The organism is Rhodococcus sp. 05-2254-5 (assembly GCF_002258575.1).
Taxonomy (GTDB): domain Bacteria; phylum Actinomycetota; class Actinomycetes; order Mycobacteriales; family Mycobacteriaceae; genus Rhodococcoides; species Rhodococcoides fascians.
Genome location: NZ_NOZG01000002.1, coordinates 483,541 through 504,321, shown reverse-complemented (window position 1 = coordinate 504,321; position 20,781 = coordinate 483,541). Strand labels below are relative to the sequence as shown.

The window sequence follows — 20,781 nt, the reverse complement described above, 5'->3', positions numbered from 1 at the left end:
TCTATCGGGGACGTGGACGCGCGATCAGTGCCACCGCCGCGACAACGGCAACGGTGGCTGCACCTGCAGTGAACCCGGCGGTGTAGCCCACACTCGTCGCGATCACACCGAGGGCGAGCGCCCCTGCGCCGGTACCGGCATCGAAGCTGATGTTCCACACGGCGCTGGCGCTGCTGTACCGCGCGGGCCCTGCCGCGTCGAAGGCCATCACCAGACTGTCGTTCTGGCATGCGCCGTAACCGATTCCGAACAACACCGCGGCGACGAAGAACAGTGCGGCAGGCATGTCACCTGCGGCGGCAACGGCGAACAAACCGACGCCCAGGGCCGCGGAGATGAGCGCAGGCACCACCGACCGGCCGATTCCGATGCGATCGGCAACCGAGCCGGCGGCATATCGACCGACCAGCATCGCGGCACTGACCACGGCGAGGGCCACGCCGATCATCGCGGCTCGCTCGGATTCGGCGATCGGCAGCAGACTGGTGATGCCGCCGTACGACGCCGACACCGACGCAACGACGAGGCACGGCACCAGGAACCGCCGGGCGTCGAGGCGGACCCGGTCGACCCGAGCCGGTTGCGGTGCGGGCCGGGTCGGCGGCAACAGAGCCACCCCGATCAACCCCGCAGCGGGAACCAGAGCCCCCAGTACGAACACTGCCGTCGGACTGACGGCGAAGATCACCAGGCCCAGCGGCAACGTCACCATCTGCGACAACGCGACCGCGATCCCCTGTGCTCCCGTCGCGCGGCCGAGCAAGTGGGTCGGTGCCAACTCGGCGACGATGGCGGCCCCGGCGACCGTCAACATTCCGAAACCCGTGCCCCGCAGCGCCGATACGGCCAGTGCCGGTACAGCCTGCACCGACACGATGAACAGCAACGCGGGAACACCCAGAAGCAGGCAGCCGGCCGCAAGCACGGGCCGATGGCCGACGCGAACCAACATCGCGGGTACGAACAGTTGGGTGATGACCGTGGTGGCCATGAAGATCGCGGTGCTGGCTGCCGCCACCGCATCGGACGAACCCGATTGCGACACCGCCAGCGGAACCACCGGGAGCAACAGGCCCCAGCCGCCGAACGCGGCCGCACCCATGGCCATCGCGGCCGGGAGGCCACGAATCGAACTCAGACCACTCAACGCACGAGCACCGCTCGACCGATCACAGACTGCCCTTGGTGGAGAGAATTCCGGTGACCCGAGGGTCGTATTCGGTGGCCTGACGCAGCGCCCGAGCGACGGCCTTGAACTCCGCCTCGGTGATGTGGTGCTGGTCGCGGCCGTAGATGACGCGGACATGCAACGCGATCCGAGCGTTGGACGCCAAGGTCTCGAACACATGCTTGTTGATCACGGTGGAGTAAGGAACACCCGGGTAGCCGCCGATCACCGAGTGCACCATGTAGTCCGGCTCGCCGGTGTGCACGCAGTAGGGACGGCCGGACACGTCGACCGCCGCATGCACGAGTGTCTCGTCCATCGGAATGAACGAGTCGCCGAAGCGGGTGATGCCGGACTTGTCGCCGAGGGCTTGGCCCAACGCTTGCCCGAGCACGATCGCAGTGTCCTCGACCGTGTGATGCGCCTCGATCTCGATGTCGCCCTTGGCCCGCACAGTGAGATCGAAGCGGGCATGGGTGCCGAGGGCAGTGAGCATGTGGTCGTAGAACGGCACGCCGGTGGAGATGTCGACGATGCCGGTGCCGTCGAGGTTCAGCTCGACGGAGATGTCGGATTCCTTGGTGGTGCGCTCGATCTTGGCGATACGGGGAGCGGGTGTGGTCACTGCAGTGCCTCTGCTCTTTCGGTCGATGCGAGTTCCGAGCTGACGGTGAGGAATCGGTCGTTCTCGTGGGCGAGTCCGATGGTGACACGCAGATACCCGGGAATACCGACGTCGCGAATGAGGACGCCGTCGTCGAGATATCGCTGCCACGTCCGGGCGGCATCGGCGAATCGGCCGAAGAGCAGGAAGTTGGCGTCGGACGGGATCACGTCGTATCCCTGGTCGGCGAGTGTTTCGGCAACACGATCGCGTTCGGCCGACAGTTCGGCCACGCTCGCGAGGGTGTCGTCGGCATGCCGCAACGCGGCCCGAGCGGCGGCTTGTGTGACCACCGAGAGGTGATAGGGCAAGCGCACCAACAGCATTGCGTCGATCACGGCCGGGGCCGCAACGAGGTATCCCAGCCGTCCGCCGGCGAACGCGAACGCCTTGCTCATGGTCCGACTGACGACGATCTTGCTGGGGTAGCTCTCGATCAATCCGATTGCGCTTGCCGCCGAGGAGAATTCGGCGTACGCCTCGTCGACCACGACGATTCCCGGTGCGGCGTCGAGGATTCGACGTAGATCTGCCTCGTCGATACTGTGCCCGGTCGGATTGTTGGGGCTGGTCACGAACACGACGTCCGGCTTACGCTCCTCGATCGCCTGCACGGCGTAGTCGACGTCGAGAGAGAAATCCGCCCGACGCTGCGCCGGAATCCACTCGGTCTGAGTCCCCGACGAAATGATCGGGTGCATCGAGTACGACGGCACGAAACCCAGCGCGGTACGGTCCGGCCCACCGAAGGCCTGGAGGAGTTGCTGCAGAATCTCGTTGGAGCCGTTGGCCGCCCACACGTTGGCAGTGTCGACCGCAAAGCCGGTCTGCCCGGTGAGATACCGCGCCAGGTCGGCTCGCAAGTCGTCCGCGTCGCGATCCGGATACCGGTGCAACTGCGCCGCGGCGATACGCACCGATTCGGCGACGTCGTCGATCAGTGCCTGCGTCGGCGGGTGTGGATTCTCGTTGGTGTTCAACTGAACCGGCACGGTGAGCTGCGGCGCGCCGTACGGCGACTTGCCGATCAGCGCCTCGCGCAACGGCAGGTCGTCGAGCGAAATCGCTTGCCCCAGAGCATCACTCATGATGCACCACCGGTACGCAACCCCTCGAAACGCAGCCGAACGGCCTCACCGTGAGCCGGGAGATCTTCTGCGTTGGCCAGCGCGATGACGTGCGCAGCAACGTCTTTCAGCGCGGCCTCACTGTAGTCCACCACGTGGATCCCCCGCAGGAACGTTTGCACACTCAGGCCGGACGAATGCCGAGCGCACCCTGCCGTCGGCAGTACGTGATTCGACCCGGCGCAGTAATCACCCAAGCTGACCGGTGACCACGCCCCCACGAATACAGCGCCGGCGCTGCGCACGCGAGCGGCGACGTCGGACGCGTCCTTCGTCTGAATCTCCAGGTGTTCGGCCGCATAGGCGTTGACCACGGCCAGGCCCTGTGTGACGTCGTCGACCAGAACGATTCCGGACTGGCTACCGCTCAGCGCCGTGGTGACGCGTTCCGCGTGCCGGGTGGACGCCATCTGCGCATTGACAGCCTCGTCGACGGCATCGGCGAGTTCGAGGCTGTCGGTCACCAGCACACTGGCGGCCATCACGTCGTGCTCGGCTTGACTGATCAGGTCTGCTGCCACGTGGATCGGGTCTGCGGTGGCGTCGGCGAGAATCGCGATCTCGGTAGGGCCTGCCTCGGAGTCGATTCCGATGAGCGAACGACACAGTCGCTTGGCCGCCGTGACGTAGATGTTGCCCGGGCCGGTAATCAGATCGACCGGTGCCAGTTCTTCGCCGTCGGTGTCGACACCGCCGTACGTGAGCAGAGCGATGCCCTGACCGCCGCCGACGGCCCAGACCTCGTCGACTCCGAGGAGCTGCGCGGCCGCCAGGATCGTCGGGTGGGGTAATCCACCGAAGTTCTTCTGCGGCGGCGACGCCACCACCAGCGAACCGACGCCAGCGATCTGCGCAGGCACCACGTTCATCACGACCGACGACGGGTACACAGCGTTGCCACCGGGCACGTAGAGACCCACGCGATCGACCGGAATCCAGCGCTCGGTCACCGTGCCGCCGGGCACCACCTGGGTGGTGTGGTCGGTGCGGCGTTGATCCGAGTGCACCAGTCGGGTTCGCTCGATCGCGACCTCGAGGGCGGCCCGGACGGCCGGGTCCAGCTCGTCGAGAGCTCGAACCAATTCCTGCTGCGGAACCCGAACGCGGTCCGGTCGGACTCCGTCGAACTTCTCGCTGAACTCGAGGGCCGCGTCGGCCCCACGTTCCTTGACGGCGTCGACGACGGGCCGAACCTGGTGCAGCACCGAATCGACATCCACTCCGCCTCGGGGAAGAGCGCCGCGTAGTTCGGCAGTGGATGGAGTTCGTCCGCGTAGATCGACGCGGGCGAGCTCGATGCGGGCAGGCATAGTGGGCCCCTTCGTGGAGTCGGTTCGGTGCCGGGGTTCGGTCGAATCAGTGTTGTCCGAACCACCAGGATAGTTCCACCGAATTCGGCTCAGCCCCGCACGTCCCACAGATGGTGGATGGGATCGTGAATGTAGTAGGCCGCCAGAGTTTCGACGGTGAAGTGGGAACCGTCGCTGCGTCGCCCTCTGCGATCACGGTCTTCCGGCGGCACAGCCGAGAAGGCGTCGGCCAACGCATGTGCCGCTTCCCCGAGTTCCGACGCCACCGTCGCCGGATTCTGCGCGTTGTAGTTCTCGGCCACGGCCGTGGCGTCCTGGTCCCAGTTGTCGAACTCGGGATCGTCCTCGGTCAGCACCAGCGCCAACCGAGTGCGGAATATGCGGTGTGCATCCCGAACATGTGCGCTGTATTCGAGCGCCGACCATGTCGAATCGTCGGGACGCACTGCCGCGTCCTCGCGACGGAGCACTGCGATCCACCGATCCACGTCAGCGCGGATCAACGCGGGTACGGCGTCGTATTCGACGGAGCTCGAGTCGAACCCGCAGTCGGGGCAGGCACTGTCGAGGACCCACGTCCAGTTCTTGGTATCGGGTTCGATCGGCATGCGGGTCACTGTAGAGCAGGGCCCGTACCGCCACGGGCTGTCCGAGAGGTCAGGCGTAACGAGCAGCCAGATTGTGCAGTGTGCTCGTGATGCCCTGCGCATTCTTCTGCGGCATCTTGAACAACTCGAGCATTTTCGGAACCTTGGCGGTGCCGTAGACGAAGCTCTCGGTGACAGTGGTCAGGCCCGGCTGCTTCTCCTCGAATTCCCAGCGCCAGCTGTGGCCCATCGGGTGCTGCCACTCGATGATCTTGTGTCGATCCGCATCCACGAATTCGGTCACGGTGCTGGTGATCTTGTACGGCACGCCGTACTGCTTCATGCCGACGGAGAATTTCGCGCCGCTGCTCAGCCTCTCGGGTCCACGGACGGTGTCCTTGACTGTGCCGGATCCGTCCAGCTCGCCGTGCCGGGTGGGATCGGCCACGATGTCGAACAGTTCGGCTGCCGGTGCCCGAACCTCGGTCTGTCTCGTGACCTGCTGGGGACCGCTGTCGATGGTTCTGATGTCTGCCATCTGCAGCGTCTACCCCGCAATGACCGTATCGACACCCGGCCACCGCGCAGAATGCGAATTGACGGGCGTAGTTCAATGAACACATGTCCTGGTCAGTGTGGCTCGCCTTCCTCGGCGCGAGCATCGTCATCAGTCTGTCTCCCGGAGCCGGAGCCATCGCGTCGATGTCCACAGGTCTGCGCTACGGCCTGCGCCGCGGCTACTGGAACATCTTCGGGCTGCAGATCGGCCTGCTGGTCCAGATCGGCATCGTCGCAGTCGGACTCGGTGCTGTCCTGGCCAATTCGGCCCTGGCCTTCACCGCGATCAAGTGGTTCGGTGTCGCCTATCTGGTCTACCTCGGCATTCGCCAGTGGCGGTCGGCTCCGTCCGAAGTAGCGGACGCCCCCGCGGTGGCGGATCGAGGCACGACGATGCTCGCGCGAGGATTTCTCGTCAACGCGAGCAACCCGAAAGCCGTCGTGTTCATGGTCGCTGTGCTGCCCCAGTTTCTCGACCCAGCGCGGCCGCTGATCACCCAGTATCTCGCCATCGCGGCGACCATGGTCGTCGTCGACATGCTGGTGATGACCGGTTACACCTCTCTGGCATCGCGAGTCCTCCGCATGATGCGGTCCCACCGTCAGCAGAAGACCATGAACCGCACGTTCGCCGGCCTGTTCTTTGCCGCCGCAACATTTCTGGCCACGGTACGAAGGGTGACCCCATGAGGAAATACCGCGTGATCATGAAGAATGCGCTCGGCGGAGATCCGATTCCGTTGGGGCTGTTCGACACTCTGCTCGAAGCCAACACCTGGATTCAGGACGTGGGTAAGCGGGACGAGCACGAACTCGGCACGTACACAGTCGAAGTGGAGGTCGACGAGTGAGTACACGGTGTCCGTGTTCGAGCGGCGACACGTTCGATGCGTGTTGCGAGCCGTACCTGACGGGCCCCGTCGATGCACCGACGGCGGAGAAGCTGATGCGCTCGCGCTTCACCGCGTTTGCCGTCGGCGACGTCGCCTACCTGCGGACGTCCTGGCATCCCGACACCGCTCCGGCTGAGCTGGAGTTGGACCCCGACCAACGGTGGTATCGGCTCGACGTCCTCGCTGCCGACGCAGGCGGACTTTTCGACGAGACCGGCACCGTGCAGTTCGAGGCACGGTACAAGCATCCCGACGGTGCCGGCACGATGTCGGAGATCAGCCGTTTCGTCCGGGTCGACGGCCGGTGGCGCTACCTCGACGGAGTCGTCGCTCCCTAGAGGTTGCGTAGTTTCGTGGGCCGATTGCCCGCGGTGCGACGCGCTTCCTGCTTCTCCTTGATGCGCTCGGCATCCTTGCGAACCTGGATCTGAGTCCGACGCTCGCGTACCAGCCACTGCGGTGGGCTGGCGATCAGTTCCTCGATCTCCACACTGGTCAACGCTTCGGTGACTCCGCCGCGTGCCAATCCGGCGATGGACACGTCGAGCTTCTTCGCGATCACGTCGCGGGGGAAGGGTCCGTCGGTCTGCAAGTCGGTCAGCCACTGCGGCGGATCGCTGCGCAGGGCGTCCAGGTCGGATCTGCTGATCATCGAGTTCTGGAACTCTTCCGGCGCTGCGGGTAGATAGATGCCGAGCTTGTTCGCCGCGGTCAATGGCTTCATGGTCTGCTGTTTGTTCTCCGGGCTCACCGGACCAGCTTATCCGGCAATCGGCGGTCCCGACGCCACCGTCCCGCGCTTCGTGCACCGTCCCATAGGCTCGACTCCGTGAACATCGATGTGCAGACACTGCGCTGGTATGCGGCAGTGGCGCAACAACTGCATTTCGCCCGCGCTGCTCAGTCGCTCGGAATCTCCCGAATCCGCCTCAGCAAGACCGTGGTGGAACTCGAAGAGTTGCTCGGCGTCGACCTGTTCGTGCCGGGTGCGTCCCCCACCGAACTCACCGCCGACGGACGCGATCTGCTCGAACGCGCGTTGGTCGAGATCGCCGAGGACGATCGGCGTTCGGAGCGTGCACAGGCTGCTGCCGGGGAGCCGAGCAGTTTCACCATCGGATACGCCGAGGGCGTGACGCTGACCAAGTGGACGCGAATCTGGGCCGATCGGTTTCCCGATGTCGCCTTGTCCGTCGTGGCAACGACTCCGGACACGCAGGTGTCTCATCTGCGTGACAGAACAGTCGACGTCGGCTTCGTCAGGCCGCCGATCGATCGTGAAGGTCTGAACGCCATCGGGCTGTACCAGGAAATCCAGGTCGTGGTGGTGCCCAAAGACCATGCGGTCGCAGCATTCGACTCGGTCACCGCTCTCGACCTCGCCGACGAACACCTGCTCGCCGATCCGACCACGGTGCCCGAATGGGCTGCTGTTGCAACAGAACTGAGCACCGGCGATCGTCCCGCACTGCCACCGATGACCAGCACAGCGGAGACTTTCGAGTACGTGGCCGCCGGGCTGGGGGTGGCGATCGTCCCGCACTCGGTTGCGCGATTCAACGCTCGCAAAGATCTCGTGTACCGCCCGGTCACCGACGTCGAGCAGACACAGATCGCACTGGCCTGGGTGGCGGAGCGGGAAGACGACCGCATCGAAGAATTCATCGGCATCGTGCGTGGCCGGTCCACGCGAAGTTCACGCGGATCGTCGGACGACGCGCCCGTCAAGAAGAAGAAGGCGCAGCCCTCCAAACCGGCTCGACCGGTCGTCAAGACCAAAACGAACGCACGCCGCAGCGGGAAGAGACGCTAGCCGGGCTTCGCCCTCGAGCGCGTTGTGCGCCCCCGGAGGTACGCACAACACTCACGAGGGGCGCAGCCGCAGCCGATCGATGTCACGTCGATCACGCTTGGTCGGACGGCCCGTTCCGCGGTCACGTCGGGGAACCGACGCCAGAACCTCTTTCGGTGGCGGCGGCGGACTGCGATCGATCATGCACTCGGCTACCACCGACGCGCCGACGCGTTTGGTGATGGCACGTACGACGACGACGATCTTCTCCACGCCCTCCACGCGCAGCCGGATCTCGTCGTCCGGCCCGACCCGTTGGCCGGGCTTTGCGGGGGTGCCGTTGACGCGGACATGCCCACCGCGACAGGCTGCGGCAGCGGCAGACCGCGTCTTGAACAGTCGCACCGCCCAGATCCAGCTGTCCAGACGGGCACTCTGCAATTCCATCTTCGAACGTCTTTCTCGAATCGTGAGGCTCGGCTACATGTCCAGGCCGAGGTCGAGCACTGTCACCGAGTGTGTCAGACCGCCCACCGCCAGGAAGTCGACCCCCGTACGCGCGTAATCCCGAGCCACGTCGACGGTCAGTCCACCCGAGGATTCCAACTTGGTGTCCGGCGCGAACTTGTCGCGGCGCTGCACCGCCATCTGCGTCTGCCACAGCGCGAAGTTGTCCAGCAGAACGAGTTCGACGTTCTCGGCGAGCACCTCGTCGAGTTGTTCGAGACTGTCGACCTCTACCTCGCAGGCGATGTTCGGCGCAGCGGCCCGCACGGCTCGCAGGGCAGCGACGACGGAGCCGGCCGCCGCGACGTGGTTGTCCTTGATCAGCGCGGCGTCACCGAGACCCATCCGATGGTTGACCCCGCCGCCCGCCCGTACCGCGTACTTCTGTAGCGATCGCAGTCCGGGCAACGTCTTTCGACTGTCTCGAATGCGACACTCGGTCTCTGCGACCTCGGCGACCCAGCCGGCCGTGGCGGTTGCGATACCCGACAGGTGACAGACGATATTGAGCATGGTGCGCTCGGCGGTGAGCAATCCACGGGTGGGAGCTTCGACCGTCAGAACAGCCTGTCCGGGTTCGACATTCGATCCGTCGGCGGTCCTGTGGCGGATCGAGTACGCGCCCGAACCGATCACCTCGTCGAGAACCAGCAGTCCGACATCGAGGCCCGCGAGGGTGCCGAACTGTCGAGACACCACCGACGCCGTGGCCACGGCGTCCTCGGGAACCGTTGCCATGGTGGTGATATCCGGCCCGTACCGGAGATCCTCGTCGAGCGCGGTGCGGATGAGTGCGAGAACCTCGTCGCGGTCGACTCCCGGGTTCACTTCGTCGGCAGTACCGGTCATGTCAGCTTGCTCCCGTCATCACGTCATCGTTCACGATCGTCAGTCGTCCGTCGTCGTCGCGTTCGACATACAGGCTCCGTCGGTACTCGGGCATGCTGTCCGGGAAATCCCGTCGGGTGTGACACCCTCGGCTCTCTCGGCGGTGCGCCGCAGCCAGCACGATCACGTCTGCCGCTGCCGTCAGGGCGGCATCCTCGACCGCTACGCCGTCGACCGGCGGTTCCGACACCACGCCGTGTGCCAGCACGTCCTGTGCCGCCGCAAGACCGGACGCATCGCGGACGACACCGACGTCCGTGGTCATGGTTCGCTGCAGTACCGCGCGATCGATCCGCCGGTACACAGGCAGCGCGGTATCGGACACGGCGACCGTGGTTCCGACCCGCTCCGCGGCGACGAGCGCAGCGCGTTCGCCGACCACCAGACCCTCGAGCAGACTGTTCGACGCCAACCGGTTGGCACCGTGCAGCCCGGTGCGCGCCACCTCACCCGCAGCGAGCAATCCCGAGACGGACGTCCGTCCGAACGTGTCGGTCACGACTCCCCCGCACGAGTAGTGCGCGGCGGGTGCCACGGGGATGAGATCCGTTGCGGGATCGATTCCGGCGTCCAGGCACGATGCCGTCACGGTCGGGAAACGCTCACGCACGTGCTCCACGCGACGGGCGTCCAGCAACACGTGGTCGTCGCCGCTGCGGTACAGCAACTCGGCGATAGCACGCGAGACCACGTCGCGTGGTGCGAGGTCGCCCATGGGATGAACACCGTCCATGAATGCGCGGCCGGTGGCATCGACCAAGCGTGCACCCTCTCCGCGCACCGCTTCGCTGATCAACGGGCGACGGCCCGTCGACCCTGCGGCGAACAGCACGGTCGGGTGGAACTGAACGAACTCCAGATCCGCGATCCGTGCGCCCGCATCGAGGGCCAGTGCAATGCCGTCGGCCGTGGCACCGGCCGGGTTGGTACTGCACGAGAACAGTTGTCCCAGGCCGCCTGTCGCGAGCAACACCGTCGGAGTGCGAACGACGCCGACACCGCGAGGCCCGCGCACGAGGAGTCCGGCCACCGCGCCGTCGGTGGTCAGTACACGCAGCGCGGTGGTGTCGAATTCCACCGAAGGCACTGCGGAGTCCAGTGCGCGTTGTACCTCCGCTCCGGTGGCATCGCCGCCGGAATGGATGATTCGGCGCACACTGTGGCCACCCTCTCGGGTGCGGGAAACCGAACCGTCGGGCGCACGATCGAAATGTGCGCCGGCGACTTCGAGCGACGCGATCGCCGCGCGGCCGCCCGACACGATGGAACGCACCGCATCCTCGTCGCACAGGCCCGCGCCTGCTGCGCAGGTATCCGACACGTGCGCATCGATCGAGTCGCCGAGATCGGTGCCGACGACTGCGATTCCGCCCTGCGCATACTTGGTCGCGGTATCGACCGAACTGCCCTTGCTGACCGTCAGCACGCGCAGGCCGCGAGCGGCGGCCGTGCGAGCCGCGGTCAGTCCGGCGATTCCGCCGCCGACGACGACGAGGTCGGCCGCGGTTTCCCAGGCGACCGACGGGTTCACTCGCCGCCGCCGGGTGTGCCGATCTCGATCATGCGTTGCACCGACTTGCTGGCGATGTTCGCCGTTTCGAGGTCGACGTGGACCTCGTCGCGCCCTTCGACGAGGCAGCGCAACAGCGCGGCGGGCGTGATCATCTTCATGTATCCGCACGACGCGCGGTCGTTGACGGCCAAGAAGTCGACATCGGGTGCAGCCCTGCGGAGTTGATGCAGCATCCCGATCTCGGTGGCGACCAGAACCTGCTTGGATTCGGTGGCGCGGGCCGCGTCGAGCATGCCGCCGGTGGAGAGGATCTTGACCTTGTCGGCGGGCACGAATCCTTCGCCGGCGAGGTAGAGAGCCGAGGTGGCGCAACCGCATTCGGGATGCACGTAGAGCTCCGCATCGGGGTGGGTTCGAGACTTCTCGGCGAGCTCGTCGCCGTTGATGCCTGCGTGGACGTGGCATTCACCGGCCCAGATGTGCAGATTCTCGCGCCCGGTCACGCGCTTGACATGAGCCCCGAGGAACTGGTCGGGCAGGAAGAGGATGTCGCGGCTCGGATCGATCGATTGCACGACCTCGACGGCGTTGGACGAGGTGCAGCAGATGTCGGTGAGCGCCTTGATCTCGGCTGTCGTGTTGACGTAGGAGACGACGACGGCATCCGGGAAGTCTGCTTTCCACTCGCGCAACTGCTCGGCAGTGATCGAGTCGGCGAGCGAGCAACCCGCACGCTGGTCCGGGATCAGGATCGTCTTCTGCGGGCTGAGGATCTTGGCGGTCTCGGCCATGAAGTGCACGCCGCAGAACACGATGGTGTCCTCGGATACCTCGGCGGCCATGCGCGAAAGCGCGAGCGAATCACCGACGTGATCGGCAACGTCCTGAATCGCAGGCAGCTGGTAGTTGTGCGCCAGCAGGGTCGCACCTCGCAGATCGGCGAGCCGTCGCACTTCCGCGGCCCATTCAGCCGATGCGTCGACTCCCCCGTAACCACCGGCTCCATCGACGATGTCGCGGACTCCGGCGAATGCCGAGTCCAGGAAGTTCACCTGGGTAGCGCTGCTGGTCATGACGGTTCTCCTTCACCGATCATCCGGTCGTCGGTGACCGAATTTCCTCCGCGGGAGTTTTCGACTTATGATCGAAAACATGATTCATCGTAGCACCGTCCACGAAGTACTCATTGCGGTGTTCCAAGTTCGGGTCTTTTCCGACCCCGACACCCCTGAACTGGCGGTCCTGTTGTGGCAGCGTGCACTCGACCCCGAGGCGGGCACCTGGTCACTCCCCGGGGGCACCCTGCGCGACGACGAGAACCTTGCCACGTCCGCGCGGAGACAGCTCGCCGAGAAGGTCGACGTACGCAAGGTGGCACACCTCGAGCAGCTGTCCATCTTCAGCGAGCCGGACAGGGTGCCGGGAGATCGCCGAATCGCGTCGACGTTTCTGGGCCTCGTACCGATCGCGGCCGAGCCGACCCTGCCCGCGGATACGACCTGGTACCCGGTGTCGGAGCTGCCCGCCATGTCGTTCGATCACGGAACGGTCGTCGAGCACGCACGGCATCGACTGGTCGCCAAACTGTCGTACACCAACATCGGATTTGCCCTCGCTCCCGCAGAATTCGCGATTTCGACGCTTCGCGAAATCTACGGCGCAGCCCTCGGCTATCAGGTCGACGCCACCAATCTGCAACGGGTACTGAGCCGCCGCGGCGTCATCGAACCCACCGGACGGCGTGCACCGTCGGGTCGAGCGGGTGGACGGCCTCCAGCATTGTTCCGGTTCGCCGACAACAGCATTCGCGTCACCGACGAGTTCGCGGCATTGCGGCCACCACAGGCATGAACGAGATCCGCCGTCAGTCGGGCACCCGCGAGTCGAACGACGGCGGCGGCGGAGCGACGTCGAATTCGATCTCGTCGAGCTCGGGATCGGAATCGGGGGGCTGCAGATCGTCGTTGGGATTCATCGCCGCGAGCAGCAGTATCACCAACGACGCCGTCAGCGCCTGCACGATCAGTGCCGTTGGCGTGTCGATACTCGGTGCAACCCGGACGATCGATCCGACGGCCGGCTCGTCCGCCCTCGGGAATCGCAGCGCCGCAACGCCGTTGCCCACCAGCACTGCTGCGATCGAGCCGACGAACGACCCGACGAACACGGCCACGAACAGCCGTGGACCCCGCTGGGAAATCCACAGCCACCACCCGATCGGCACGAGAATGCCGAGAGCGAACGAGACGAGGACGAACAGGGCGAGAGCGTCGAATCGATGCAGACTCTCCCCGGTCAGTGTTGCTCCTCTGTCCTGCGCGACGACGAGCAACTGCTGGCTCGGTGCCAGGAATCCCCACAGCAGACCGCCGACGGCGGACAGCGCGATCGTCACACCGCCGACCAGAGCCACAAAGCGAAGCGTTCGACGCCGCTCCGGAGTCTCGACGGCAGACGAGGTCGTCACCTAACGCCTACCCGTCGCGGCGGAATCGATCAGGCCGTGCCGCGAGCACACCGACGTCCATCCGTCGGGCACGATCTGCACCACCATCCTGCGACCGCACCGGTCGCAGTACCTCGGCGGCTCCAGCCCGAGACCGACGGCAACCGAGAACGACGGTGCCCCCGCATCCGTACCGACCTCGACAGGCCGACCGGTGTGCGGGTCGTACCGGCTCTCGCTCGTCATTCGACCCACCTTAATACGCGCATCAGATCGTCGAGTTCAACGCTTTGATCGGCATCTGCAGTTCCCCGAGAAGATCGAGATCCTCCTCGGCGGGACGACCGAGCGTCGTCAAGTAGTTTCCGACGATGATCGCGTTGATGCCGCCCAGAATTCCCTGCTGAGCTCCGAGATCACCGAGAGTGATCTCGCGGCCGCCCGCGAATCGAAGAATCGTCCGCGGCAGGGCCAGCCGGAAGGCGGCAACGGCTCGCAACGCATCCGATGCAGGCAGCACGTCCAGATCTCCGAACGGCGTTCCGGGACGTGGGTTCAAGAAATTCAGGGGAACCTCGTCGGGTTCGAGAGCGCCGAGATCGGCTGCGAACTCAGCTCGCTGCTCCAGCGTCTCGCCCATACCGAGGATGCCTCCGCAACAGACCTCCATGCCGGCCTCGCGGACCATCCGCAGTGTGTTCCAGCGTTCCTCCCAGGTATGGGTGGTGACCACGTTCGGAAAGTAGGACCGCGAGGTCTCGAGGTTGTGGTTGTAGCGGTGCACACCCATTGCGGCGAGTTGGTCGACCTGATCCTGGTCGAGCATGCCCAGCGAACAAGCGATGTCGATGTCGACCTCGCCGCGAATGGCCTCGATTCCCGCGGCGACCTGCGCGAGCAGTCGAGCGTCCGGACCCCGCACTGCGGCCACGATGCAGAACTCCGTGGCTCCGGTCTTCGCGGTCTGTTTCGCCGCCTCGACCAACGACGGAATATCGAGCCAGGCCGCCCGCACCGGAGAGGCGAACAGGCCCGACTGCGAGCAGAAGTGGCAGTCCTCGGGGCAGCCTCCGGTCTTGAGGCTGACGATCCCCTCGACCTCCACTTCCGGTCCGCACCATCGCATCCGAACCTCGTGCGCCAGTTGCATCGTCTCTTCGAGACGATCCTCTCCGAGCTCGAGTACCTCGAGCACCTGGGATCGATCGAGCGCAATGCCGTTGTCGAGCACCTGCAGGCGCGCCGTACGCAATATGTCCATACCGGTCCCCTCGTCGTCGAACGGTCTCGGAATTGAACACCGTTCAAGTTGAACGGCGTTCACGTTAGGCACCGCACTCGGCTACTGTCAAAGCGAAACACCGCGTCGAACGGCAGGGGTAGGAAGTGCAGCTACGCAGGCAGGACGTCCTGGACGGTGCAATAGCCATTCTCGACGAGTACGGCCTCGCGGATCTGACCATGCGCCGACTGGCGACCTCACTGCACGTCCAACCCGGAGCGCTGTACTGGCACTTCCCCAACAAGCAGACGCTGCTGGGGGCGATCGCAGATCACATACTGTCCGGTGCCGACGCACCGTCGACGGAAGAACTGTGGGACGCGCAGATCTCGCAGATCGCACATCGACTTCGCGACGCGCTGCTCTCCCGGCGCGACGGAGCCGAACTGGTCGCCTCGACCTACGCCTCGCGGCTCACCACCAACCGCATCCGTGAACGCATCGCCGCGGTCTGCATTCGTGCCGGGTTGCCCAGAGTCGACGCCGAACTGACCGCCGATACGTTGCTGTACTACGTGCTCGGCCATACCGTGGACGAACAGGCTCGGCTCCAGATGGACTCGGCCGGGGCGCTGACCGCCGACGCGTCCCCGATGTTCGAGCGCCCCGATCCCACCAGCAAATTCGACTTCGGTCTCCGACTCTTTCTGGACGGCATACGCCACGCCGCGTCCGAACCACGCTCCGTCAGCATTCGGTGAACACGATTCGGTCGCGTCCGTTGTCCAGAGTCATCGTGTCGTCTTCTCTGGACCATTTCGGCTTCGAGGACAGAAACTCCGACAGCCACCGATCCTGCTCCATGAGCTCGGCCGGGCACCCCATCCGCGTGGCACCCAGGGAATCGACGGTGAGCGTCCCCAGCGAAGTGTCGACGGTGCCGAACAACCTGTTGCATCCGGCTTCGGCCGAGATGCGGTCGTCGGCGAACTCGAGCCGGATCGTCGTACCCGAGACCGGGGTGTAGGAACCGTCGGCATCGACGGAGGTGTAATTCTTGTCTGCCGGGAATTCCCCGTACGAATCGGTGCAGCCCGAGGCCAACACGCTCACGCCACAGGCGAGAGCGAGCAGTGCCCGGCGCGCGTCAGCCACCGAAGATCGGCCCCAGACCGGCCGCACCGGCATTTCCGCGGGAGGCAAACGGGTTGTCGTGCACCATGTACGTCCACGTCGACGTCGGTCGGCGCATACCGGCATTGTCGAGATCGATTCCGTCGGAGGTGATCTCGGCCGACTCGAATGTCGCGTGGGACAGATCCATGGCCTTGGCGGAGACAGTCTTGAAGGCCTCGACCGCAATTCGGTGGTACTCGTCGAGTGGATTCTCGCGACCCAGCGCACGGAGGTGGATGCTCTCGCGCACGTCGGCCAGGTGCGCTAGGTAGTCCGACCACGCGCGGTCGAGGTGGTGAAGAACGATTCGGCGGGCGACCACCACGAGGGTCTCCTCCGACACGTTCTCGCGAAGTTCCTTCGATCGCGTCGGCGACTGCTCCTCGAGCAGAGCCAACGCCTCTCCGGTGTCCAGCAACGCTGCCCTACGACGGTCCAGAATCTCCCGATGCTGCGCCGTCAGTCGGTTGTAGCGCCAGGTACGCGAGTGTATTTCGAGCATCTGTCCTTCGGCGATGCGCTGGGCATGATCGACTCGATCGGCTGCGGCGGCAGAGGTGAACAGGCCGCTGTCGTCGATGCCTTTCGGTGCGTCCTTGTCACCGATGTTGTTCTTGACGACGTCGTCCTCCCAACTGCCGAAGAACACCGAACGGCCCGGGTCGCCCTGCCTGCCCGCACGTCCTCGCAATTGATTGTCGAGCCGCTCGGTGGTGTGGCGGCCGGTGCCGACGACGAACAGCCCACCCAACTCGGCGATGCGGTCGCGGTCGGTCCCCTCCGGTCCCCCGAGCTTGATGTCGGTTCCGCGCCCGGCGATCTGCGTCGAGACGGTGACCGCGCCGTGCACTCCGGCGGCAGCGATCACCGCGGCCTCCTCGGCGTCGTTCTTGGCGTTGAGTACGACGGCGTCCACACCGGATTCCGCGAGGATCGCCGCCAGCGTCTCCGACTCCGCGACATCGTGCGTGCCGACGAGTATCGGTTGCCCGGTCTCGTGAATTTCCTTGACCTGCTGCGCAATTGCGGCATTCTTGTGCTCGACCGTGTCGTACACCCGGTCGACCTCGTCGACCCGCACCGTCGGCACGTTCGGCTCGATGACCGAGACGCCGAGCCCGTAGAACGTACGCAGCTGCTCCCCCGCCGCCATTGCCGTGCCGGTCATTCCACTTACGGTGGCATACCGGTTGATCAGCGCCTGCACCGTGATCGTGTCGAGAATTTCACCGGTCTCGGTGGGCTCGAGCCCCTCCTTGATCTCTACGGCCGCCTGTAACCCGTCCGGCCAACGCTGCAAGTCCGCCACTCGGCCACGGGAAGCGTTGATCAGCTGAACACGTCCCTCACGCACGATGTAGTCGACATCGCGTTGCACCAGCACCTGAGCGTGCAGCGCGACATTGACCGCAACGAGGGTCGATCCGACGTGCTGCTCGGAGTAGAGATCGATTCCGCCGAGTTCCTTCTCGAGCCGAAGCGCGCCCTCGTCCGTGAGGAACACATTGCGTCCTTCGGCATCGGTGTCGAAGTCGATCCCCTTGTCCAACAGGCGGACTGCGTCCATCACCGTCGAGGTCGACACGTCACCCGATACCGAGCCGGCCAACACCAACGGCACCAACGCTTCGTCGACCAACACCGAGTCGGCCTCGTCGATCAGTGCGACATCCGGGACGGGCGACACCAGATCGGCACGATCGTCGACCAAATGGTCACGGAGTACATCGAATCCGACCTCGTTGACCGACGCGTACGTGATATCGCACGCGTAGGAATCACGACGTTCCTGCGCGGAGGACGACTCGGCGATGGAACCGACGGTGATACCCAGAGCCTCGAACAGCGGAGCCATCCACCGCGCATCACGTTGTGCGAGAAAGTCGTTGACCGAGATGACGTGAACCCTGCGACCGGACAGAACGTATCCCACCGCAGCCACGGCCCCGGACAACGTCTTTCCTTCGCCGGTCGCCATTTCCACCACGTCACCGGCGAGCAGTCGCTCGGCTCCCAGAAGTTGTACGTCGAACGGTCGCATGCCGAGCGTGCGGTCGCTCGCCTCACGCGTCAACGCCAGGTACCGCGGAACGTCGAGTTTCGACGCGCTCGGGGCCCGCAACGCAGCGGCCTCGGTGACCAATTCGGCGTCAGACAAGCCCGAAGCCCAGCTCGCATGGTCTCCGGCCTGCTCGACGCGCCGACGCGACGCGCTCTGCGCCTTCTGCGCAGAGCGGCCGAGTACACGCCAGAATCGGTCGGAGCCCACAGCCATCTGTCATCCCTACTCGAGAAAGTACGTAATCTTCTTTCCCACAGTACCGAGTGCCGATTGCCCACTACCCCGCGTCGAGCGGCGTTGTCACTGCGATGTCGAGCGGCACAGCCACTGCGATTCTGCGCGAGCGGTAGTAGGACTGGCCCCGGGCGAAGAAGTCTCGGGTCTGCTGCGGGTCGGAGATGGCGGCGCATCCCCCAGCCGTCACGGCCAACGCGGTGATCGCCACTCCGAATATCGAGATCCGAACAGAGCATGGACAAACCGAGGGGTACGTATTAACGTCTTCCACTAATCAACTAGTGAAAGGCTTCTGGTGATCGCCTACCGTATCGATCGTCAGTCCGGCATTCCCACCTATGTCCAACTGATACTGCAGACCAAACAGGCCCTACGACTGGGAACACTCGCCGTCGGTGACCGACTGCCGACAGCAAAAGAAGTGGTCACGGCGCTGGCCATCAATCCCAACACCGTCCTCAAGGCGTACCGAGAACTCGAACGCGACGGGCTGGTCCAACCACGAACCGGTTCCGGGACGTTCGTCGTCGCCTCGCTCGCAAAACCTGGCATGGCCGAACGATCGGCGCTCGAGACCGAACTCGACCGCTGGATCCGACACTGCACGGCCGCAGGACTGGACCGACCCGACCTCGAAGCCATCGTCACCGCCGCACTCGACAAGCAATTCGACCGAACCGAAAGAGACGAAACATGACCGACGCGGTGCTCACCATGGACGAGGTGGCCAAATCGTTTCGCAGGAAGACCGTCCTCGACGGATGCTCGTTCGCAGTCGAAAGAGGAAGCGTCACAGCGCTGGTCGGCTCCAACGGTGCCGGAAAGTCGACGCTGCTGTCGCTGGCCGTCGGCCTGCTGACACCGGACGGCGGAACCATTCGGGTTCTGGGCGAAAGCGTGACCCAACGCGGAATCTCGCCCGGCCTGTCCTATCTGGCGCAGCACAAGCCCCTCTACCCACACTTCACCGTCGCCGAACTGTTGCGATTCGGCCGAAACACGAACTCGCACTGGGACGATGCGTACGCGAAGGAAATCGTCGACGCCGCCGGAATCGCCACCTCCGCTCGGGTCGAGTCCCTCTCCCCCGGCCACCGCACGCGGATTGCCCTCGCACTGGCACTCGGGCGTCGACCCGAAGTACTGCTGCTCGACGAGCCGCTTGCCGATCTCGATCCGGTCGCTCGCAGGGCGGTGGCACGCACCCTGATGCGCGATGCAGCCGAGAACGGTACGACGATCGTGCTGTCCTCACACGTGCTGTCCGAGCTCGTCGACGTCGCCGACCGGCTGTTGCTACTACGCGGTGGGCGAATGCGACTCGACGGGGACCTCGACGCCGTCACCGCCGACCACTACCTTCTCGTCGGCAGCTCCGACGCCGACCCGACGGTCGAGGACGGCACCATCGTGTCCGAGGTGTTCGGTTCCGGGGCAACAACATTCGTCGTACAGGGCAAACAACCGACAACGACACCACCGGGGTGGACAGTCGAGAACGCCACCCTCGACGACGTCGTACTCGCCCACCTCGGAACGGAGACCACCTGATGATCTGGGTGACTTGGAGACAATTTCGCGCGACCATCCTGTTCGGGGCGTTGACGCCACTGCTGTTGGCTGCGATCACGATTGCCGTCACGGTGATCGGCGGCGGTGTGATTCCGTCTCCGTATCTGCAGGGTTGTCGATCCTTCGGTTCGTCCGACTGCACCGTCGGGACCGTGCAGACTATAGCGATACTCACGACGATCGTCTTGCCCGTCGTCCTGGGGGCATTCGTCGGGGTGACCGTCTTCTCCCGCGATCTCGAACGTCGCACCCACGTACTCGGTTTGACTCAATCCGTGAGCAGACGCCGCTGGTACAGCGTGCGCATTCTGGTCGTGTTCACACCGATCGTCGGGGCGATGACGGTGCTCGGATGCGTGCTGTTCGCAGCCAAGTACAACACTGCACCCGATTCCTTCGCGATGTCCTTCGCGGGGTCGAGCGCATCGCGGTTGGACTTTCCCATCTTCGGGGCCACGGGATTCGTCGCAGGCGCGTACACGGCCGTCGGATTGATGGTCGGTTCGGCATGCGCACTTGCGATGCGGAACACGATCGCTGCGATGATCACCACCGTCATCGTGTCGACTGCATTCCTGGCACTGCTGCCGACGCAGTTACGCGAGCACTATGCGACTCCCCAGACAGACCGAGTATCGGTGGAGCAGAAGGTCGACGACATGTACGGCGGCACTCCGGACTACTACAGACCAGGCGACTCGATCAGTTTGTTCCCACGTTGGGAATTCTCTGCCGACTACGTCGACAGCAACGGCAGTCCGGTGCCCGTCGACTTGATGGACTGCAATTGGACCCAGAACTACAGGGATCTGAGCGAATTCGAGACGGTCGCCGAGTACGAGGAGTATTCCGACCGCAAGAGCGTGGAACGTCGCAACATCGAGATCCAGTGCATTCGGGATCAGGGTGCCGAGGCCTACGAGACGCGCTATCACGAGGACAGATCGTTCTGGCGGTTCCAGGCGATCGAGTCGGCGTTGTCGTTGGTGGTTGCCGGGCTTCTCGGGGGCGTATCACTCCTGCTGCTGCGCAGGCTGCGTCCCTAGGGCAGGTCTGCCG

Annotated in this window: 26 protein-coding genes; 9 read left to right on the top strand and 17 right to left on the bottom strand. The window is 64.9% G+C overall.

The window, feature by feature from the left end; genetic code table 11:
- Window position 1 precedes the first annotated feature (1 nt).
- The 6 genes from CH278_RS03470 to CH278_RS03445 form a co-directional block, all read right to left on the bottom strand.
- On the bottom strand, window positions 2-1,108 hold the full coding sequence (locus tag CH278_RS03470; RefSeq protein ID WP_094621175.1) for an MFS transporter: 1,107 nt from the start codon (window positions 1,106-1,108) through the stop codon (window positions 2-4).
- Window positions 1,109-1,169: 61 nt separating this feature from the next.
- Window positions 1,170-1,793: an imidazoleglycerol-phosphate dehydratase HisB gene (hisB, locus tag CH278_RS03465; RefSeq protein WP_027497292.1), complete on the bottom strand. Its 624-nt coding sequence runs from the start codon at window positions 1,791-1,793 to the stop codon at window positions 1,170-1,172.
- Entirely contained in the window at window positions 1,790-2,920 is a 1,131-nt protein-coding gene (locus CH278_RS03460) for a histidinol-phosphate transaminase (RefSeq protein WP_094621174.1), read from the bottom strand. The genes hisB and CH278_RS03460 overlap by 4 nt, the downstream gene beginning before the upstream one ends.
- Window positions 2,917-4,269, bottom strand: a complete 1,353-nt coding sequence (gene hisD / locus CH278_RS03455; protein WP_094621223.1) for a histidinol dehydrogenase — start codon at window positions 4,267-4,269, stop codon at window positions 2,917-2,919. Before hisD ends, CH278_RS03460 begins: the two co-directional genes overlap by 4 nt.
- Before the next feature lie 89 nt (window positions 4,270-4,358).
- The gene (locus CH278_RS03450; protein ID WP_027497295.1) at window positions 4,359-4,877 is read right to left on the bottom strand and encodes a DinB family protein; all 519 of its coding nucleotides are present in this window, start codon (window positions 4,875-4,877) and stop codon (window positions 4,359-4,361) included.
- Between the two features lie 49 nt (window positions 4,878-4,926).
- On the bottom strand, window positions 4,927-5,394 hold the full coding sequence (locus CH278_RS03445; protein ID WP_027497296.1) for an SRPBCC family protein: 468 nt from the start codon (window positions 5,392-5,394) through the stop codon (window positions 4,927-4,929).
- A gap of 83 nt (window positions 5,395-5,477) precedes the next feature.
- On the opposite strand from CH278_RS03445, the gene rhtB reads away from it, so the two are divergent.
- Genes rhtB through CH278_RS03435 form a run of 3 tightly spaced genes read left to right on the top strand, consistent with a single transcriptional unit; the run spans window position 5,478 to window position 6,645 of the window.
- On the top strand, window positions 5,478-6,104 hold the full coding sequence (rhtB, locus tag CH278_RS03440) for a homoserine/homoserine lactone efflux protein (RefSeq protein WP_027497297.1): 627 nt from the start codon (window positions 5,478-5,480) through the stop codon (window positions 6,102-6,104).
- Window positions 6,101-6,265 carry a hypothetical protein gene (locus CH278_RS27350; RefSeq protein WP_169879459.1) on the top strand — a complete coding sequence of 55 codons (165 nt, stop codon included), beginning with the start codon at window positions 6,101-6,103 and terminating at the stop codon, window positions 6,263-6,265. Before rhtB ends, CH278_RS27350 begins: the two co-directional genes overlap by 4 nt.
- Window positions 6,262-6,645, top strand: a complete 384-nt coding sequence (locus CH278_RS03435) for a YchJ family protein (protein ID WP_032370323.1) — start codon at window positions 6,262-6,264, stop codon at window positions 6,643-6,645. The genes CH278_RS27350 and CH278_RS03435 overlap by 4 nt, the downstream gene beginning before the upstream one ends.
- Here CH278_RS03435 and CH278_RS03430 read toward each other — a convergent pair.
- Window positions 6,642-7,058 carry a DUF5997 family protein gene (locus CH278_RS03430; RefSeq protein WP_027497299.1) on the bottom strand — a complete coding sequence of 139 codons (417 nt, stop codon included), beginning with the start codon at window positions 7,056-7,058 and terminating at the stop codon, window positions 6,642-6,644. The two genes, CH278_RS03435 and CH278_RS03430, sit on opposite strands and share 4 nt — an antisense overlap.
- A gap of 78 nt (window positions 7,059-7,136) precedes the next feature.
- Between CH278_RS03430 and CH278_RS03425 the strand changes: the two genes are divergently transcribed.
- Window positions 7,137-8,120 (top strand): LysR family transcriptional regulator, encoded by a 984-nt coding sequence (locus CH278_RS03425; protein ID WP_094621173.1) that lies wholly within the window; start codon window positions 7,137-7,139, stop codon window positions 8,118-8,120.
- A gap of 51 nt (window positions 8,121-8,171) precedes the next feature.
- Here CH278_RS03425 and CH278_RS03420 read toward each other — a convergent pair whose 3' ends face one another.
- The 4 genes from CH278_RS03420 to nadA are packed head-to-tail and all read right to left on the bottom strand — an operon-like array spanning window position 8,172 to window position 12,080.
- Window positions 8,172-8,546 carry an RNA-binding S4 domain-containing protein gene (locus tag CH278_RS03420; protein WP_032368080.1) on the bottom strand — a complete coding sequence of 125 codons (375 nt, stop codon included), beginning with the start codon at window positions 8,544-8,546 and terminating at the stop codon, window positions 8,172-8,174.
- A 33-nt stretch (window positions 8,547-8,579) separates the two neighbouring features.
- Window positions 8,580-9,455, bottom strand: a complete 876-nt coding sequence (gene nadC / locus CH278_RS03415) for a carboxylating nicotinate-nucleotide diphosphorylase (protein ID WP_032368081.1) — start codon at window positions 9,453-9,455, stop codon at window positions 8,580-8,582.
- 1 nt (window position 9,456) lies between these two features.
- Window positions 9,457-11,025, bottom strand: a complete 1,569-nt coding sequence (locus CH278_RS03410) for an L-aspartate oxidase (protein ID WP_094621172.1) — start codon at window positions 11,023-11,025, stop codon at window positions 9,457-9,459.
- Window positions 11,022-12,080, bottom strand: coding sequence for a quinolinate synthase NadA (gene nadA / locus CH278_RS03405; protein WP_048318691.1), 1,059 nt, complete (start codon window positions 12,078-12,080; stop codon window positions 11,022-11,024). Before nadA ends, CH278_RS03410 begins: the two co-directional genes overlap by 4 nt.
- Window positions 12,081-12,159: 79 nt before the next feature.
- On the opposite strand from nadA, the gene CH278_RS03400 reads away from it, so the two are divergent.
- Window positions 12,160-12,858 carry an NUDIX hydrolase gene (locus CH278_RS03400; protein WP_032406822.1) on the top strand — a complete coding sequence of 233 codons (699 nt, stop codon included), beginning with the start codon at window positions 12,160-12,162 and terminating at the stop codon, window positions 12,856-12,858.
- 13 nt (window positions 12,859-12,871) lie between these two features.
- Here the strand turns inward: CH278_RS03400 and CH278_RS03395 are convergent, their stop codons facing one another.
- The 3 genes from CH278_RS03395 to bioB are packed head-to-tail and all read right to left on the bottom strand — an operon-like array spanning window position 12,872 to window position 14,714.
- Complete coding sequence (locus tag CH278_RS03395) at window positions 12,872-13,474, bottom strand: DUF2567 domain-containing protein (RefSeq protein WP_094621171.1); 603 nt, start codon at window positions 13,472-13,474, stop codon at window positions 12,872-12,874.
- Window positions 13,475-13,699 carry a biotin synthase auxiliary protein BsaP gene (gene bsaP, locus CH278_RS03390; protein WP_032382834.1) on the bottom strand — a complete coding sequence of 75 codons (225 nt, stop codon included), beginning with the start codon at window positions 13,697-13,699 and terminating at the stop codon, window positions 13,475-13,477.
- A 22-nt stretch (window positions 13,700-13,721) separates the two neighbouring features.
- Window positions 13,722-14,714 (bottom strand): biotin synthase BioB, encoded by a 993-nt coding sequence (bioB, locus tag CH278_RS03385; protein ID WP_032370319.1) that lies wholly within the window; start codon window positions 14,712-14,714, stop codon window positions 13,722-13,724.
- A 125-nt stretch (window positions 14,715-14,839) separates the two neighbouring features.
- Between bioB and CH278_RS03380 the strand changes: the two genes are divergently transcribed.
- Window positions 14,840-15,436 carry a TetR/AcrR family transcriptional regulator C-terminal domain-containing protein gene (locus CH278_RS03380; protein WP_094621170.1) on the top strand — a complete coding sequence of 199 codons (597 nt, stop codon included), beginning with the start codon at window positions 14,840-14,842 and terminating at the stop codon, window positions 15,434-15,436.
- Here the strand turns inward: CH278_RS03380 and CH278_RS03375 are convergent.
- The 3 genes from CH278_RS03375 to CH278_RS27345 form a co-directional block, all read right to left on the bottom strand.
- The gene (locus CH278_RS03375) at window positions 15,423-15,830 is read right to left on the bottom strand and encodes an META domain-containing protein (protein WP_179274402.1); all 408 of its coding nucleotides are present in this window, start codon (window positions 15,828-15,830) and stop codon (window positions 15,423-15,425) included. The genes CH278_RS03380 and CH278_RS03375 overlap by 14 nt on opposite strands.
- A complete protein-coding gene (gene secA2, locus CH278_RS03370) occupies window positions 15,823-18,126 on the bottom strand; it encodes an accessory Sec system translocase SecA2 (RefSeq protein ID WP_094621168.1) in 2,304 nt (767 codons plus the stop codon). The genes CH278_RS03375 and secA2 overlap by 8 nt, the downstream gene beginning before the upstream one ends.
- 64 nt (window positions 18,127-18,190) lie before the next feature.
- A complete protein-coding gene (locus tag CH278_RS27345) occupies window positions 18,191-18,358 on the bottom strand; it encodes a hypothetical protein (RefSeq protein WP_155288449.1) in 168 nt (55 codons plus the stop codon).
- 87 nt (window positions 18,359-18,445) lie between these two features.
- Here CH278_RS27345 and CH278_RS03365 point away from each other — a divergent pair, with 87 nt between their 5' ends.
- From CH278_RS03365 to CH278_RS03355, 3 genes are read left to right on the top strand one after another with little or no spacing between them, the layout of a single operon-like run.
- The gene (locus CH278_RS03365; protein ID WP_027497311.1) at window positions 18,446-18,847 is read left to right on the top strand and encodes a GntR family transcriptional regulator; all 402 of its coding nucleotides are present in this window, start codon (window positions 18,446-18,448) and stop codon (window positions 18,845-18,847) included.
- Entirely contained in the window at window positions 18,844-19,701 is an 858-nt protein-coding gene (locus CH278_RS03360; RefSeq protein WP_094621167.1) for an ABC transporter ATP-binding protein, read from the top strand. The genes CH278_RS03365 and CH278_RS03360 overlap by 4 nt, the downstream gene beginning before the upstream one ends.
- Window positions 19,701-20,768 (top strand): ABC transporter permease, encoded by a 1,068-nt coding sequence (locus CH278_RS03355; protein ID WP_094621166.1) that lies wholly within the window; start codon window positions 19,701-19,703, stop codon window positions 20,766-20,768. Before CH278_RS03360 ends, CH278_RS03355 begins: the two co-directional genes overlap by 1 nt.
- Window positions 20,769-20,781: the final 13 nt, after the last annotated feature.

Bases quoted from the DNA above. Each gene is read 5' to 3' on its own strand.
- hisD (WP_094621223.1), bottom strand. From the start codon at position 4,269: ATGCCTGCCCGCATCGAGCTCGCCCGCGTCGATCTACGCGGACGAACT.
- CH278_RS03420 (WP_032368080.1), bottom strand. From the start codon at position 8,546: ATGGAATTGCAGAGTGCCCGTCTGGACAGCTGGATCTGGGCGGTGCGA.
- CH278_RS03445 (WP_027497296.1), bottom strand. From the start codon at position 5,394: ATGGCAGACATCAGAACCATCGACAGCGGTCCCCAGCAGGTCACGAGA.
- CH278_RS03400 (WP_032406822.1), top strand. From the start codon at position 12,160: ATGATTCATCGTAGCACCGTCCACGAAGTACTCATTGCGGTGTTCCAA.
- CH278_RS03470 (WP_094621175.1), bottom strand. From the start codon at position 1,108: ATGGCCATGGGTGCGGCCGCGTTCGGCGGCTGGGGCCTGTTGCTCCCG.
- secA2 (WP_094621168.1), bottom strand. From the start codon at position 18,126: ATGGCTGTGGGCTCCGACCGATTCTGGCGTGTACTCGGCCGCTCTGCG.
- CH278_RS27350 (WP_169879459.1), top strand. From the start codon at position 6,101: ATGAGGAAATACCGCGTGATCATGAAGAATGCGCTCGGCGGAGATCCG.
- bsaP (WP_032382834.1), bottom strand. From the start codon at position 13,699: ATGACGAGCGAGAGCCGGTACGACCCGCACACCGGTCGGCCTGTCGAG.
- CH278_RS03355 (WP_094621166.1), top strand. From the start codon at position 19,701: ATGATCTGGGTGACTTGGAGACAATTTCGCGCGACCATCCTGTTCGGG.
- CH278_RS03450 (WP_027497295.1), bottom strand. From the start codon at position 4,877: ATGCCGATCGAACCCGATACCAAGAACTGGACGTGGGTCCTCGACAGT.
- bioB (WP_032370319.1), bottom strand. From the start codon at position 14,714: ATGGACATATTGCGTACGGCGCGCCTGCAGGTGCTCGACAACGGCATT.
- nadC (WP_032368081.1), bottom strand. From the start codon at position 9,455: ATGACCGGTACTGCCGACGAAGTGAACCCGGGAGTCGACCGCGACGAG.
- rhtB (WP_027497297.1), top strand. From the start codon at position 5,478: ATGTCCTGGTCAGTGTGGCTCGCCTTCCTCGGCGCGAGCATCGTCATC.
- CH278_RS03360 (WP_094621167.1), top strand. From the start codon at position 18,844: ATGACCGACGCGGTGCTCACCATGGACGAGGTGGCCAAATCGTTTCGC.
- nadA (WP_048318691.1), bottom strand. From the start codon at position 12,080: ATGACCAGCAGCGCTACCCAGGTGAACTTCCTGGACTCGGCATTCGCC.
- CH278_RS03460 (WP_094621174.1), bottom strand. From the start codon at position 2,920: ATGAGTGATGCTCTGGGGCAAGCGATTTCGCTCGACGACCTGCCGTTG.